We start from the raw sequence: 15,161 nt of genomic DNA on the forward strand, positions 1-15,161 counted from the left end.
ATATGGAATACATTAAAGAGTAAAAACTATTACTTTTACTACTTTTGTACTATGTTTGACGGAATAGCTTACGCTGCACTTTACGGTTTTATCTTAGCTTTTGCCATTGGCCCTGTATTCTTTATAATTATAGAAACCAGTATTACCAAAGGCTTTAGAAGTGCCATTGCGTTTGATTTAGGAGCTATTTTTGCAGATATTCTTTTCATTATTTTTGCATACTATAGTACAAGTCAAATTTTAGATAAAATTAAAGATGATCCGAATTTAATCATCTTTGGAGGATTGATCTTAGTAGCTTTTGGTGTTATTTCTTATGTACGAACTTCTCGATCGTTTCGAAAAATAGTAAGAGAACATTACAATGTTGACACAAAGAAGAATCTTCTTGGCTTATTCATTAAAGGTTTCTTGCTAAATTTTATCAATTTTGGAGTATTGGCAGGTTGGATAGGTGTCATTATTATGGCAAATGCTTTGACATCATCTTCACAAGGAGTTATTTTATTTTTGACAACTGTATTGGTTAGTATGTTTGTTACAGATATTGCAAAAATTCTATTAGCTAAAAAACTCAAAAATAAGATGACACCGCGATTTATCTTTAAAACCAAAAAATGGGTAAGTATTCTTATCATTATTTTTGGCTCCATTATGATTTTACAAGGTGTTTTCCCAAAAGGAAAAGATAAGATTAAAGAAAAAATAGAAAGTTACTTATAGTATATAAAAAATAAAACCTTCTGACAATCAGAAGGTTTTATTTTTTTAGAGGCGTCGAGCGGATTCGAACCGCTGTACAAGGTTTTGCAGACCTCTGCCTAGCCACTCGGCCACGACGCCATAATGCATTGCAAATTTAACCAATTTTACATTCTATGCAACAAAAAAAAACTTTAAATAGAATTCTTACGAACGTTGTGAAGTCATTTCGATAGTAACCATCTGAACATTACCACCTATAGGCGGATTAATTTTTGAAACTTCAACGGTAGCTTCATTAGCAATAGCTATTTCATCAAAGATACGATTCAAGATACGTTTAGCTACATGCTCTAACAATTTTGATCGAATGTTCATTTCTTCTTTCACAATTCGATTGATGTGCACATAATCTACAGTATCTTTTAATTGATCACTTATTGCAGATGTTTGTAAATTGGCTTTTACAGCAACATCTACACGATAATCACTACCTATTTTACTTTCTTCTACTAAGCAACCGTGAAAAGCATACACTCTGATATTGGTAACTCGGATAATTCCCATAATTTTATCTCCTTTATAAGGCTAAATTACAGTATTCTTTGCAATATATCAATGTATAGAGGTTGGTCAATTAGACTTAAAATATTTACTTTCATTCCAATACTTCTAACATCAAATAACAACTAGTATTTATAGCATACTTCTTCCCTATTTTTAGGATTAATATTTAGATTGTGCATACTAAGTAATAAGTACTGTAGTATAGTTTTTTTCTTATAAGTAGCTACTAGCTATTTGAAACATAATGGAATCATGGAAGTAAAAAAAGAAACACCTTAAAATTCACTTTTATTCGTTAATTTTACATTCTTAAAGTTGAAACAATTATCCCATGACGGAAGAAACAAAATCACTCAATTTTATTGAGCATATTATTGAAGAAGATTTAACCAATGGAATGCCAAAAGAACAATTGCGTTTTCGTTTTCCACCAGAGCCTAATGGATATTTGCACATAGGTCATACCAAAGCTATTGGTATTAGTTTTGGTTTGGGTGAAAAATATGGAGCACCAGTAAATCTTCGATTTGATGATACGAATCCTGCGAAAGAAGAACAAGAATATGTAGATGCTATTAAACGAGATATAGCTTGGTTAGGGTACAAATGGGCAAATGAATGTTATTCATCAGATTATTTTCAACAGCTGTATGATTGGGCAGTACAAATGATTAAAGATGGAAAAGCCTATGTTGATTCACAATCATCTGAAGCAATGGCAACTCAAAAAGGAACTCCCACTTCAGTTGGAACCAATAGTCCGTATAGAAATCGCAGTGTAGAGGAAAACTTAGATTTATTTCAACGGATGAAAAATGGCGAATTTGAAGCAGGAACTCATGTGTTACGTGCCAAAATTGATATGGAAGATCCTAATATGTTAATGCGCGATCCTATCATGTATCGAATCATGTATGCGCATCATCATAGAACTGGAAATGATTGGTGTATCTATCCGATGTATGATTGGACACATGGAGAAAGTGACTACATAGAACAAATTTCACACTCGCTGTGTTCATTAGAATTTAAACCACATAGAAAGTTATATGATTGGTTTAAAGATAATGTATATCAATACAGTAAAAATGCGTATCCATTACAACCAAAACAACGAGAATTTGCCCGTTTAAACTTAAGTTATACTATTATGAGTAAACGTAAGTTGTTGCAACTTGTTGAAGAAAAAGTAGTTTCTGGCTGGGATGATCCTCGAATGCCTACCATTTCTGGTTTACGTAGACGTGGATATACACCTGCAGCTATTCGAAAGTTTGTAGAAACCGTTGGTGTAGCCAAACGTGAAAATGTAATTGATGTATCATTACTTGAATTTTGTATTCGTGAAGATTTAAATAAAACTGCAAATCGTGTGATGGCAGTATTAGATCCTGTTAAATTGATTATTACGAATTATCCAGAAGACAAAGTTGAATGGCTTGAAGCTGAAAATAATCCTGAAAATGCAACAGCTGGAAGTCATAAAGTTCCTTTTTCAAGAGAGTTATACATAGAAAGAGAAGATTTTAAAGAAGAAGCAAATAGTAAATATTTCAGGCTGAGTTTAGGAAGAGAAGTACGTCTTAAAAATGCATACATCATAAAAGGTGAAAGTGTTGTAAAAGATCAACAAGGAAACATCACAGAAATTCACTGTAGTTATGACATGGATAGCTTAAGTGGAAGTGGAACAGAAGCTAGTTTACGTAAAGTTAAAGGAACTTTGCATTGGGTTTCGGTGGCGCATGCAGAGAAAGCTGAGGTGCGCGTGTATGATCGTTTATTTTCTGATGAAGCACCAGATAGTCACAAAGACAAAGATTTCATGGAATTCATCAATCCTAATTCGCTTACTATTGTACATGCTTTTATTGAACCCTATTTAAAAGAAGCAGTAGTTGGTGATCGTTTTCAATTTCAACGTTTAGGATATTTTTGTGTAGATGAAGATTCTACTGATGAAAAACTGATTTTTAACAAAACTGTTGGTTTGAGAGATACATGGGCAAAGCAAAAACCTAAGCCTACACAAAATCAACCGAAACAATCAAATAATCAGCATCAACGTCCACCAATTGAAGAAATTAAACAATTAGGTAAAAAATATACCAATCTTCCTGAAGCAAAACAGGAAGCTGCAAAGAAGAAAATTTTAGAGTTAGCAGAAAAAATTTCTTATGCAGATCTTGAACCTTTATTTGCAACTGCTACTAAAAAAACAGGGACGCGAATAGCTACAGCGATATCACTAGCTGTTTTATTAAAAAATGGACAAGAACGTACAGAAGCTATTCAAGATTTTATTGAAAAAGCTAAGGAAGACAAAAATGATTTGCTAGTAAATGAAGTGAAAAACTTATAAAAAAGTAGTCTCATTACTTAAAAAAAATAAAGCCATGCAACAGCATGGCTTTATTTTTTAGTACAAATCTGCACAATTAAGCTTCTTTCCTATGATTCAATAATATTCTCATATTTTAAAAAATCATCACAAAAAGCATTTGTATCCACAAAAAACTTAACATTTTTTTATAAACTAATTACTATATTAGCGTGCTAAATACTTTTTTGACAATTACTTACCCACTAAGTCAACCTAAAAGTAATTGTTAAAAAGGTGTGAAAACCCTAATAAAACAAAAATTAAATTGTCATGAAAAAAATTACGCGAGTAAAGAGTTTGCTAACCTCTTTAGTTCCTTTGCTAATTGCTGCTATTTTTTTGAACTGCTCAGTAGCAACAGCGCAAAACACAGTGTATTTCCAAGATGAAATTATTACGATGCCTACCAATATTGCATCCTTCAACTGGAATACAATGCCAGAATCTTCAAAATTTAGTGAAGGTTATTTTGGTTGGTTACGTTTTAGTCAAACACCAACACAAAACATTCAAGATCAATTCGCAGAGCAAGGTCTTAAATTGATTGAGTATTTTCCAGATAAAACATACTTGTTCTATTTTCCAGAAAACACATCAATTTCTTATTTACAACAATCAGGAGTAATTTCTATCATTCCTATTGAAAACAACTTCAAAAAATCTGCTCAAATAAAGCTTAATAATATTGATGAGCATGCAATTCAAGGAAATAATGTATTACTAACATTAGAGCATTATGATTTCATTACAACCGAATATGTAAAAAATCAGTTATTAACAATTCCTAATTTGGCTATCAAAGCTCAATACAAAGGAAGTACAATCATCGAAATAGCAGTTCCTTATGCTCAAATTGATGAAGTTGTAGAAAAACCATATGTAAAGTGGGTAGAATTGATTCCTGCTCCAGCAGTAAAAGAAGATACGAGAGGAAGAAGTTTACATAGAGCTTCCAACTTAGATACACAAACACCAACAGGTAGAAACTATACAGGAGCTGGTGTTGGTGTCATGGTACGAGATGACGGAGTAGTAGGTCCGCATATTGATTTTCAAGGAAGAATAGATAACTCGGCTTCGTCAACTGTTGGACAAACGCATGGTGATGGTGTTGCTGGAATTTTGGCAGGTGCTGGAAATTTAGACCCTACAAAGCGAGGAATGGCAGCAGGAGCAGACGTATTTGTTGTACAATATGCATCTTCTTTCTTAGATACTGCTACTACAGATTTAATTAATAATGGCTCTGTTCAGATTACCAATTCATCTTATGGTGATGGCTGTAATGATGGATATACCACTATTTCAAGAACGGTAGATACACAAACTAACAATAATCCTTCTTTATTACACGTATTTTCTGCAGGTAATTCAGGTACAAGTAACTGTGGTTATGGTGCTGGATCTGGTTGGGGAAATATAACTGGTGGACATAAACAAGGGAAGAATGTAATAGCAACGGCAAATACATTTTTTAATGGCTCATTAGCTGGGTCAAGTAGTCGTGGACCTGCTGCAGATGGACGTATCAAGCCAGATATTACAGCACATGGACAAAATCAAGAATCTACAGATGAAAATAACTCGTACTTAGTTTTTGGAGGAACTTCTGGAGCAGCACCAGGAATCGCAGGAGTTTCTGCTCAATTGTATGAAGCGTATGCAAGTTTAAATGGAGGAGCTTTTCCAGAATCTGCCTTAATTAAAGCTACATTATTAAACACAGCAAACGATTATGGAAATACTGGTCCTGACTTTAGTTTTGGATGGGGAATGGTAAACGGATTGCGAGCTGTACAATTAATTGAAGATGGTCGCTATTTAAATAGTACAATTTCACAAGGAGGAAGCAATAATCACTCTATTTCTGTACCGGCTAACACTAGAGAAGTTAGATTTATGGTATATTGGAGTGATGCTCCAGCAGCACCAGGAGCTTCTCCAGCATTAGTAAACGATTTAGACTTAGTCGTAACAGATCCAGGAAGTACTACACACCAACCTTGGATTTTAGATACTACACCAAATGCTGCCTTTTTAAATACGCCTGCTACGACAGGAACAGATCGTTTAAACAATATGGAGCAAGTATTAATTACAAATCCAGCAGCAGGTACTTATAATATTAATATAGCAGGCTTCAATGTTCCTATGGGACCACAAAAATATTATGTAGTATATGAAATTATTACGGATGGAATTACACTTACATATCCTCAAGGTGGAGAAAAATTTGTTGCTGGAACTCAAGAAGTAATTCACTGGGATGCAATTAATGCTATAAACACGCATCAATTAGAATATTCTACAGATAATGGAGCTACATGGAATAACATGGCAACTTTACCACCTGCTACTACCAACTATACGTGGAATGTTCCTAATGGGATTACTTCGGGAGAATGTATTATTAGAATTACTAATGGAACATTAACAGATCAGAGTGCTAACTTTTCAATTGCTTCTCGTGTTGCTGGAGTAAATATTACTCAAGTTTGTCCTACTGATATTATAGTTACTTGGAATGCTGTTTCTGGAGCTACAGCGTATGACGTGTATTTATTAGGTGATAAATTCATGGAAATAGCAGGAACTTCGAATACTAATTCAGCAACAATTCCTATTACTAATCCATTTGAACCAATTTGGGTGGCAGTAAGTGCTCGTGGTGGAAATGGATGGGAAACATTACGTACCAATGCTATAAATTATCTTGGAAGTGGATTATTTAACTGTCCTTTAAGTAAAGACTTATCAGTAGCAGCTATTAACAACACGGCTGGAGATTTCCAAACTATTTGTAATACTGCTCCAATAGTAGTTTCTGCCGATATTCAAAATGATGGAACTGATCCGCAATCAAACTTTATTATATCCTATCAAGTTGGAACAGAGCCTGTTGTTCAAGAAACTTATACAGGAACATTAGCTTCAGGTGCATTAGATACTTATAATTTTACTACACCAATTACCTTAACAAGTAATGGAGATAATACATTACGTGTTTGGACCTCTTTATCAGGAGATGAATTTGTAAATAATGATGAGCAAAGTTTAAGTTTTTATGCGCAAATAAGCGGTACATCGATTGATTTTACAGAAGATTTTGAAATAAATGGTGTATTACCTGATGGATGGCAACTAGAAAATCCTGATGGTGCTAGAACTTGGCAAGAACGTACTAATATTATTGGTTCAGATGGCAACCCAACAATTGCTGCTTTTGTAGATGGAGCAAACTATTCTACAAGAGGGCAGGAAGATGTATTTATTACAGAGTATTTTGACTTAGTATTTAATGGAACTGCCGAATTAACGTTTGATTTAGCTAAAGCTCAATGGTCATCAACATACAATGATGGGTTACGTGTTGAAGTATCTATTGATTGTGGAGCAACGTATACTCAAGTATATTTTAAAGACGGATTAGACTTAGCTACTGTTCCTTATGTGAATGCTGCTTGGGTACCGAATTCTGCTGCTAATTGGAGAACAGAAATTATTGATTTGACACCATATGTAGGAGAAAGTATTTTAGTAAAATTTACTAATGTCAACGATTATAGTAATAGTACATTTGTTGATAATATTATATTAACCAAAACATTATCTGTTGGAGAAAATGCTTTAGAAAGAGCGATTGCTATGTATCCAAATCCAGCAAACGATAAAGTTGAGGTAGTTATCAATACCACTATTGGAAATACATACGAAATTGAGCTTTTAAATAGTATTGGACAAACAATCACAACAATTGAAGAAACTCGTTTTAATGCACGAGCACAACAAGGACTAGATGTTTCTCAATATGGAACAGGTTTATATTTTGTAAAAATTAAAGTTGGAAATCAAGTAGTAACCAAAAAATTGATTGTCAACTAAACAAGCAACACCAATCCAACCAAACCCTAAAAATCCTGAGAACAATTTGTTCTTGGGATTTTTTTTGTCACAAAAATGGAGTATAAGAAAAGATGATACTATTTTGGAAATATATTAGTAAATACTATTAAAAATAACTTCAATAGATGCGTTTTATTCAATCAAAAAAACAACGTTATATAGATTGTTGTTTTTTAAATAAAAGCTTTTAAAAACAGCTTTAAATAAAGAATTGATGCTGCTTACAGAAAATAGAAGCTTTGAATGTTATAGGTTTAAAGTTTTGTGTAAAATCAATTGTATGTACTGCCTTTTCTTGAGAAAAGAAAAGTTTACCCGAAAAGAATAGTAAAATAATAAATAATACCTATTAAAAAATGTTCGTTTCATTATGATGAGTAGTTTGTTACTTCAAAACAATAACATAAAACGAACATATAAGAATTTGCTTAATAAACGCAAGTAAATTTTTGACGAATGTTTATTCTTTAATAACTTCCATTTTAAAAGTATTTTCTGGAATATCCATCGCTGTTTTAAAGTCGGGGAAATAAGCAATAACAGAACCTGTATTTTTTAACTCTTTCGCTTCTACAAAAGTCCATTTTTTCTCTTTTTCATTATAAAAACCAATCATATAACTAGTAGAAATGATACGTTTATCATTCATCTTCATTTGATTGTAATTTTCCACATAGCATCGATATTCTCCTTGTTCTTTTACAATATCTGAAACTGATTTGGTTTCAGCCTTTTCAAAAACAAAACCACTTTCGCTCATATCTTTAAAGGTAGATTTCAAATATTCTTCCATTACGTCGGCACCACCTGCTGCATTTAAAACATTTGGATGGGTAAAGGTTAATAACGTTTTAAAATCTTCTTTTAATGTTGCGTTGCAAGCAGCTTGTGCATCACGCATTGCTTCTTTTTTAAGCGTTGCCATATCTTGTGAAAACATAAGTGTTCCCCAAAACAATAACAAAACAAGAGTTACTTTTTTTCTCATTTTTAATAAAAAATTTAAATGTGAAAGTAATAAAAAACCCGAAACTTAATGTTTCGGGTTTGGGAAATTATTCATCTTTGTTGGATGTTCCTTTTTTACGTTTTGCTTCTTTCATTGCTTCACCAATTTGGTTACTTGCGGTAAAACTAGCGACCATATTGTTTAGCATATCACTTCCCGCTTGTGGAGAGTTTGGTAAAAGAATCAAGTTGCTGTTGGTTTCTTCTCCAATTGATTGCAAGGTATCATAATGTTGTGTTACTACAATTAATGCAGAAGCTTCTTGCGAGTTGATTCCAACTTTATTTAATACTTCAACAGATTCTTCTAAACCACGAGCAATTTCACGTCTTTGATCTGCTATACCTTGTCCTTGTAAGCGTTTACTTTCTGCTTCTGCTTTTGCTTTTTCAACAATTAAAATACGTTGTGCATCACCTTCATATTGTGCTGCAATTTTTTCACGTTCAGCAGCGTTAATTCGGTTCATTGCCGATTTTACTTGCGAGTCAGGATCAATATCTGTAACTAAAGTTTTAATGATATCATATCCATATTCTATCATTGCATCATTAAGCTCTGTTTTTACCGCAATAGCAATATCATCTTTTTTTACGAATACATCATCGAGTTTCATTTTTGGTACTTCGGCACGAACTACATCAAATACATATGAAGTAATCTGATCGTGTGGATAATCTAATTTATAAAAAGCATCATACACTTTGTCTTTGATTACTTTATATTGAACAGAAACTTTTAAGCGAACAAAAACATCGTCTAATGTTTTCGTTTCTACGATTACATCTAACTGTTGAATTTTTAAGCTTAATTTTCCGGCAATTCTATCTACCAAAGGAATTTTCATTTGAAGTCCTGAATGACGAATGCTTTGAAAACGACCAAAACGTTCAATGACTGCGGCTGTTTGTTGTTTTACAATAAAAAATGAGGATAGCAGTATAAAAAAACCAATGACTGCAAGCACAATAACAATGGGATTGAAAGGCATAATTTGTAGTATTAAATGTTAGTATATAAAAATAATTGTTTTTAAGTAAAAAAGGATATTTTTGGCAACTTTAATCTAAAGTTCATTTATAAATGCTTAAATCCCTTTTTCCGTTATTAGTAGCTACATGTACTCTTTTTGTTACAAAATCTTTTTCACAAAGTCGTTATAATGATTACAACAGACTTGGAATTTCCTTCGGAATTCATCAGTTTGATATTCGTACAAATGATCTTCAAACTAGTAAATCTATAGGTTTTCATGGAGGATTGTCAACGCGAGGAACGGTAGCAAGACATTTTGATATGATTTACTTTTTACATTTAAATAAGCATGAAGTAAATGTATTAGGACGTGAAACAATTTTGTCTAATGCGGAAGAAATTCCATTTACTTTATTAGCAGCCAAAGTAGGTGTATTGGGTAGTTTTAAGATTAGTGAACGCCACCTAAGTATAGAATTTGGTCCAGCGATTCAGCTTTCAGATAAATTTGAAATTGATGAAAAATTCAATGCCTATGTTTTAGAAGGATATAACACCTTCACTGCCAATGAAGCACGTCAAACATCTCGATTAAACTTGATGGGAATTATAGGAATTTCGACAGGATTTCAAACATTCAAAATTTCGTTGCAATACGAATATGGATTTTCCAACGTTTTAAGTAAGCTTACAGCTGATACTAATAAATTAAAAGGAAATATAGAACAGTTGAGTGTTTTAGCCACTTTCTATTTGTAATTAACACGAAAAAGAGCGCCATTAGCGCTCTTTTTTTATGTGTATGCACATTTAAAAAAGTAAAAAAGCTCTATAGTTGCTCAATTACTTTTTGAATACGTTTGATAGTTTCTTGCTTTCCAATCATAAACATAATTTCAAATACATCAGGACCTTGTAATGCTCCTACCAATGATAAGCGTAAAGGTTGCATTACTTTTCCAAAGCCTATTTCATTGCTGGTAATCCATCCTTTGATATCATTTTGGAGGTTAGCAGAAGTAAAATCATTTATCGGCTTAATAAGTTCAACCAATTGTTTTAAAATGTCGGCTGTATCTTCTTTAAATGCTTTTTTAGATGCTTTTTCATCATAGCTTTCAGGAGCAATAAAGAAATAATGGCTTAAGTTCCAAAAATCACTAACAAATGAAGCTCTTTCTTTAATTAAGCCCACAACAAGAGCAATATAATTGACATCAATTTCGGCTAGTTCAGATTGTTGTTTTTGAAAAATAGTAGCCAATTCATCATCAGATTTGTGTTGCATATACTGCTGATTGTACCACTTCATTTTATCAATATCAAAACGTGCACCTGCTTTATTGATTCTTTCTAGGTCAAATGCATGTACTAATTCTTCCAAACTAAACAGTTCTTGTTCTGTACCAGGATTCCATCCTAAAAAAGCTAAGAAGTTTACTAAAGCATCCTCAAAGTAACCTTCTTCACGAAAACCTTTGTATAATTCTCCAGATTTTGTGTCGTCCCATTCTAATGGAAATACTGGAAAACCAAATTTAGCCCCATCACGCTTGCTTAATTTTCCTTTTCCTGTAGGTTTTAAGATTAATGGCAAATGTGCAAACTGAGGTGCTTCCCATTCAAAAGAGCGATATAATAAATAATGTAATGCTAACGAAGGCAACCATTCTTCTCCACGAATTACATGTGTAATTTCCATTAAATGATCATCTACAATGTTTGCCAAGTGATAGGTTGGCATTCCGTCACTTTTGTATAAAACTTTATCGTCTAAAATGTTTGTGTCAATTTCAATATCGCCACGCACAATATCTTTTAAATGTAAAGTTTCGTTTTGTGGTGATTTGTAACGAACTACATATGGTTCACCTGCATCTAGTTTTGCTTTTACCTCTTTTGCAGTAAGTGCCAATGAGTTGTTTAATTTTAAACGATTATGCCAGTTATAGATAAAGGTTTTTCCTTTAGCTTCATGTTCTTTACGGTGAGTATCTAATGACTCTGCAGAATCAAATGCATAATAGGCGTGTCCTTTTTCGATTAATTGATCTGCATATTGTTTGTATATATGTTTACGTTCACTTTGTCTATAAGGACCAAACCCTCCATCTTTTTCAACACCTTCATCATAAGGAATTCTACACCAATTCAATGATTCTGTAATATATTGTTCTGCACCTTCCACAAATCGATTTTGATCGGTGTCTTCAATACGCAATACAAAATCGCCGCCATGCTTTTTAGCAAATAAATAGTTGAATAAGGCAGTTCTAACACCTCCAATATGTAAAGGTCCTGTAGGACTTGGTGCAAAACGAACACGAACTTTTTTAGTCATTGATTTTAAATATATGGTTATAGAATGCAAATGTAGTTGTAAAAGTGAAACCCTCAAAGTTTTAATTTTGAGGGTTTCGATTATCAGCAAGTATGAGAAAAAATGCTATTTTTTAATAAATTTCTCTGTATGCTTACCTCCTGAAGCAGTAGTTACAGTTAAGAAGTACATATTATCACTCAATTGAGATACGTCAATTTCTGATACTTCAATAGCTTTACTTTGTACCAGCTTTCCTGTAATATCCGTAATTTGATAAGAAATTATTGTTTCATCGGTATTGAATCGTAAAGTTCCTGAGGTTGGATTTGGATACATACTAAAGTTGATGATTTCATTGTCGTTTCTTCCTAAAGTTCCATTGTTGGTTTCGCCCATAACTAGTAATGATTTGATATGATTCTTTACTTCTTGAGTAAAAACATTCATAGTAGGAGGGACATCGCTTTCACTACTTAATGTAATTTGATATGACCAAGCTTCATCATAACAACTATCACAACAAGAACCAACATATAATCCAATTACATATAATTTATTTGGCTCAAATACATAGTTTGGAAATGTAGTTGTTAATCCCCAAACAGGATTTGTAGAAGTTGGTAGTTGATTGTTAAACCCACCAATATTACTTGACCAAGCAAAAGAATTTGGTGCCATATTTATAAAATCTATAGGTTGTGTTAACGGATAGTTTGCCAATTCGTATACAAACCATGCGTACTGATACCCTTGATTTTGTTCCACACATACATCTTCTACGAGCAAAACATCATCAGACGGATCTATACTATTGATTGAACCAGTTAATTGTTGAGGACTTCCTTGATGAAGTACACTAATACTTAAGTCTTGATCTAGTTTTGCTTGCAACGATATATCATCAATTGCTAAATCATTTCCATCACCTAAACCATCTTCTTTTAGATGAATTTTAATATCTAATATATCATTTCCACCATCAAAACATTCTGAAATTTGTTGCCAATCACACGGATCATCACTATTAGTACTAATGGTAATCCAATCGTATACTTGACCGTTTACTTCCAAACGAATCTCAGGTTTAATGTTGAACGTACATTGTGGTAAGTCTTTAAAGTTAGCACAGAACTTATAGTTTTTTTCTGGATCAATTTGAACACTTTGTTCCCAAATAACAGAAGTAGTTCCAGAAGGTTGTGTCGTACGACCATTTACTAATAAGAAATCCTTGTTGGCTGCGTATTGTGTTGGATCTACACATGCAGAATGATCGGTTACAGTGGTTCCAAATATGCTTGAATCATCAGATACAAAGTACGCACCTGGATACAAAGTAGCATCTTCTACATAATCACTACCAAAACCGTTTGCTCCATTTTCAAAATTTCCATTTTCGATTAAGTTTTCACCTTCACAACAAAAAGCTCCATCATCATTAGATCCTGTATCAATGTCACAATCTTGAATACAAATATTGTCATATCCATATTCTTCAGTAGGACTTGATGTGAGGTCTAAAAAGAAGCGAATTCCACTAATGTTGCTTATTAAATTGTTCCAATCATTACAATCAGAACCTGTTGCCATTACCCATTGTCCATTTGCATTAGAAGGCAAATCGGGTCCTTGGCAAATATCAATTGGAGCACATACATGTACCCAACCGCCACCTTCAACAGTTTGTACATTGGCAACAAAAGTTGCAGTAGCTGTAGGGCTTGTAGGTGAACCTGTATAAATAATTAATCTTGGTGACACAGGGTCGCCAAAACCTCCATCTTCAATTACCTGAAAATCCCAGCATAAACATTGTCCATCATACTCTTGCCAATTGCCAGCATAATCAACATTGTTGTAAATGTATGATGCTCCCGAAGCATCGTATGAATGTAAAAAGTAATCGTTAGCATCTCCACTAGGTCCAAAAGGATCTGCAGTATTGGCGCCTGCAGCAACGCCGTTCCAGTTTGATATGTCCTGATCATTGAAATCTTCACAGAACTGTCCAAAGCTTACTCCATATACAAAGAGCAAACACAAAGTAATCATGTTTTTCATAATGTAAAATCTTTAAAGTTTCTATTGTTTTGTTTCAAAGCAAAGATGCGTTAGTATCAAAACATAGAGTAGAAGCAAAGCACCAAGAATGATTCGGTGTTTTACCTTAGGATTTTACTGAAAAACCGTAAATGATACAGGAAAAACACTTAAGAAATCATTTCGCTTGGGATACGTTTATTCATCACTCTAAACCATAAAGGAGGAATTAAAGTTAGTACCATAGAAGTGGGATAGCCATACGGCATTTGCGGACTTTGTTCATGACAATCTAATAATTGATATTTTTTAGATGCTTTGTAATGATGATCGCTATGTCGTGTAAGCTCATATAGTATGATGCGTCCGATGGTATGATTAGAATTCCATGAATGGATTTCACGAACACGTTCGTAACGTCCAGAAGGCAATTTTTTACGAAGTAATCCGTAATGTTCAATATAATTGATAGTTTCAAGCAACAAAAAGCTAACAATAGCGCTGGAAATTGCAATTATTAAAGCAAGTGACCCTAAAAAATAGAAAATACTTGCTAAGTAGCTAATTTGTATAATGGAAAACCAAAACATATTATTTTTGAATGAAAAAAAGGAAAATTTTGTTCTCTTTCTTAAATTTTCTTGAATCTTCCACGCATTAATGTACTGTCTACTAGTAGAAGTGCACCAAAACGAATACACGATTTGATTGTATCTTGCTGTGGCAGGATCTTCTTTGGTAGCTGCATGCAAATGATGTCCAAAATTATGTTCTACAAAAAAGTGCATATAAAGTGAAGGCAGTAAGAGCAGTTTTGCCATTAACTGTTCATATTGTGTTTGTCGATGACCAAGTTCATGAGCCACATTGATACCATTAGAACCCAGTACAATTCCTGTAGAAAAGACCAATCCAATCAATTCATATGTTTCATACATGCCAGTAGAAACGTTGTTAAGTGTTGTTAGTAATAACCCAAAAACAATCGGAATATTTAGATATAACAACCAATCAAATATTTTATAAGTAGCTTTTTCCTCGGCTTCTTCAGGTGATAGATTTGTAGTATTTTCTGAGAAAATTAACTCTAAAATAGGAATTATTATAAATGCATAAACAGGTGTTAAAAACGTATAATAACCTCTAAGATATATCGCAATAATAGCCACTACTGGCGTTGAAAATGCGGCTAGGTATTTTAAGTCTTTCATCATAATTCAGGTTCTTGATTTTAAGGCAATTAAAAATACTGTTTTTTT

Annotated in this window: 10 protein-coding genes and 1 tRNA gene; 4 read left to right on the forward strand and 7 right to left on the reverse strand. The window is 33.2% G+C overall.

Annotated features, from left to right (window positions below; genetic code table 11):
* Positions 1-51: 51 nt before the first annotated feature.
* On the forward strand, positions 52-723 hold the full coding sequence (locus tag AA088_RS02940) for a LysE family translocator (protein WP_046743449.1): 672 nt from the start codon (positions 52-54) through the stop codon (positions 721-723).
* Between the two features lie 49 nt (positions 724-772).
* Here the strand turns inward: AA088_RS02940 and AA088_RS02945 are convergent.
* Together AA088_RS02945 and folB are read right to left on the reverse strand one after the other, a co-directional pair.
* Positions 773-843: transfer RNA gene (locus AA088_RS02945), tRNA-Cys, on the reverse strand.
* A 66-nt stretch (positions 844-909) separates the two neighbouring features.
* Positions 910-1,269 (reverse strand): dihydroneopterin aldolase, encoded by a 360-nt coding sequence (gene folB, locus AA088_RS02950; protein ID WP_046743450.1) that lies wholly within the window; start codon positions 1,267-1,269, stop codon positions 910-912.
* Positions 1,270-1,600: 331 nt separating this feature from the next.
* Here folB and AA088_RS02955 point away from each other — a divergent pair, with 331 nt between their 5' ends.
* Together AA088_RS02955 and AA088_RS02960 are read left to right on the forward strand one after the other, a co-directional pair.
* Entirely contained in the window at positions 1,601-3,631 is a 2,031-nt protein-coding gene (locus tag AA088_RS02955; protein WP_046743451.1) for a glutamine--tRNA ligase/YqeY domain fusion protein, read from the forward strand.
* 291 nt (positions 3,632-3,922) lie between these two features.
* On the forward strand, positions 3,923-7,534 hold the full coding sequence (locus AA088_RS02960; RefSeq protein ID WP_046743452.1) for a S8 family serine peptidase: 3,612 nt from the start codon (positions 3,923-3,925) through the stop codon (positions 7,532-7,534).
* Between the two features lie 481 nt (positions 7,535-8,015).
* Here the strand turns inward: AA088_RS02960 and AA088_RS02965 are convergent, their stop codons facing one another.
* Positions 8,016-8,543, reverse strand: a complete 528-nt coding sequence (locus tag AA088_RS02965) for a hypothetical protein (protein ID WP_046743453.1) — start codon at positions 8,541-8,543, stop codon at positions 8,016-8,018.
* A gap of 67 nt (positions 8,544-8,610) precedes the next feature.
* Positions 8,611-9,555, reverse strand: coding sequence for an SPFH domain-containing protein (locus tag AA088_RS02970; protein ID WP_046743454.1), 945 nt, complete (start codon positions 9,553-9,555; stop codon positions 8,611-8,613).
* A 92-nt stretch (positions 9,556-9,647) separates the two neighbouring features.
* On the opposite strand from AA088_RS02970, the gene AA088_RS02975 reads away from it, so the two are divergent.
* Positions 9,648-10,298 carry an outer membrane beta-barrel protein gene (locus AA088_RS02975; protein ID WP_046743455.1) on the forward strand — a complete coding sequence of 217 codons (651 nt, stop codon included), beginning with the start codon at positions 9,648-9,650 and terminating at the stop codon, positions 10,296-10,298.
* A gap of 70 nt (positions 10,299-10,368) precedes the next feature.
* Here the strand turns inward: AA088_RS02975 and gltX are convergent, their stop codons facing one another.
* The 3 genes from gltX to AA088_RS02990 form a co-directional block, all read right to left on the reverse strand.
* Positions 10,369-11,880 (reverse strand): glutamate--tRNA ligase, encoded by a 1,512-nt coding sequence (gene gltX, locus AA088_RS02980; RefSeq protein WP_046743456.1) that lies wholly within the window; start codon positions 11,878-11,880, stop codon positions 10,369-10,371.
* 105 nt (positions 11,881-11,985) lie between these two features.
* Positions 11,986-13,923: a T9SS type A sorting domain-containing protein gene (locus AA088_RS02985; protein ID WP_046743457.1), complete on the reverse strand. Its 1,938-nt coding sequence runs from the start codon at positions 13,921-13,923 to the stop codon at positions 11,986-11,988.
* Positions 13,924-14,072: 149 nt separating this feature from the next.
* Positions 14,073-15,113 (reverse strand): alkane 1-monooxygenase, encoded by a 1,041-nt coding sequence (locus tag AA088_RS02990; RefSeq protein ID WP_046743535.1) that lies wholly within the window; start codon positions 15,111-15,113, stop codon positions 14,073-14,075.
* Positions 15,114-15,161 lie beyond the last annotated feature (48 nt).

The organism is Kordia zhangzhouensis (assembly GCF_001005305.1).
Classification (GTDB): Bacteria; Bacteroidota; Bacteroidia; order Flavobacteriales; family Flavobacteriaceae; genus Kordia; species Kordia zhangzhouensis.

What these genes read in the sequence shown, in the direction of transcription:
- AA088_RS02940 (WP_046743449.1), top strand. Translation starts at nt 52, where the DNA reads ATGTTTGACGGAATAGCTTACGCTGCACTTTACGGTTTTATCTTAGCT.
- folB (WP_046743450.1), bottom strand. Translation starts at nt 1,269, where the DNA reads ATGGGAATTATCCGAGTTACCAATATCAGAGTGTATGCTTTTCACGGT.
- AA088_RS02955 (WP_046743451.1), top strand. Translation starts at nt 1,601, where the DNA reads ATGACGGAAGAAACAAAATCACTCAATTTTATTGAGCATATTATTGAA.
- AA088_RS02960 (WP_046743452.1), top strand. Translation starts at nt 3,923, where the DNA reads ATGAAAAAAATTACGCGAGTAAAGAGTTTGCTAACCTCTTTAGTTCCT.
- AA088_RS02965 (WP_046743453.1), bottom strand. Translation starts at nt 8,543, where the DNA reads ATGAGAAAAAAAGTAACTCTTGTTTTGTTATTGTTTTGGGGAACACTT.
- AA088_RS02970 (WP_046743454.1), bottom strand. Translation starts at nt 9,555, where the DNA reads ATGCCTTTCAATCCCATTGTTATTGTGCTTGCAGTCATTGGTTTTTTT.
- AA088_RS02975 (WP_046743455.1), top strand. Translation starts at nt 9,648, where the DNA reads ATGCTTAAATCCCTTTTTCCGTTATTAGTAGCTACATGTACTCTTTTT.
- gltX (WP_046743456.1), bottom strand. Translation starts at nt 11,880, where the DNA reads ATGACTAAAAAAGTTCGTGTTCGTTTTGCACCAAGTCCTACAGGACCT.
- AA088_RS02985 (WP_046743457.1), bottom strand. Translation starts at nt 13,923, where the DNA reads ATGAAAAACATGATTACTTTGTGTTTGCTCTTTGTATATGGAGTAAGC.
- AA088_RS02990 (WP_046743535.1), bottom strand. Translation starts at nt 15,113, where the DNA reads ATGAAAGACTTAAAATACCTAGCCGCATTTTCAACGCCAGTAGTGGCT.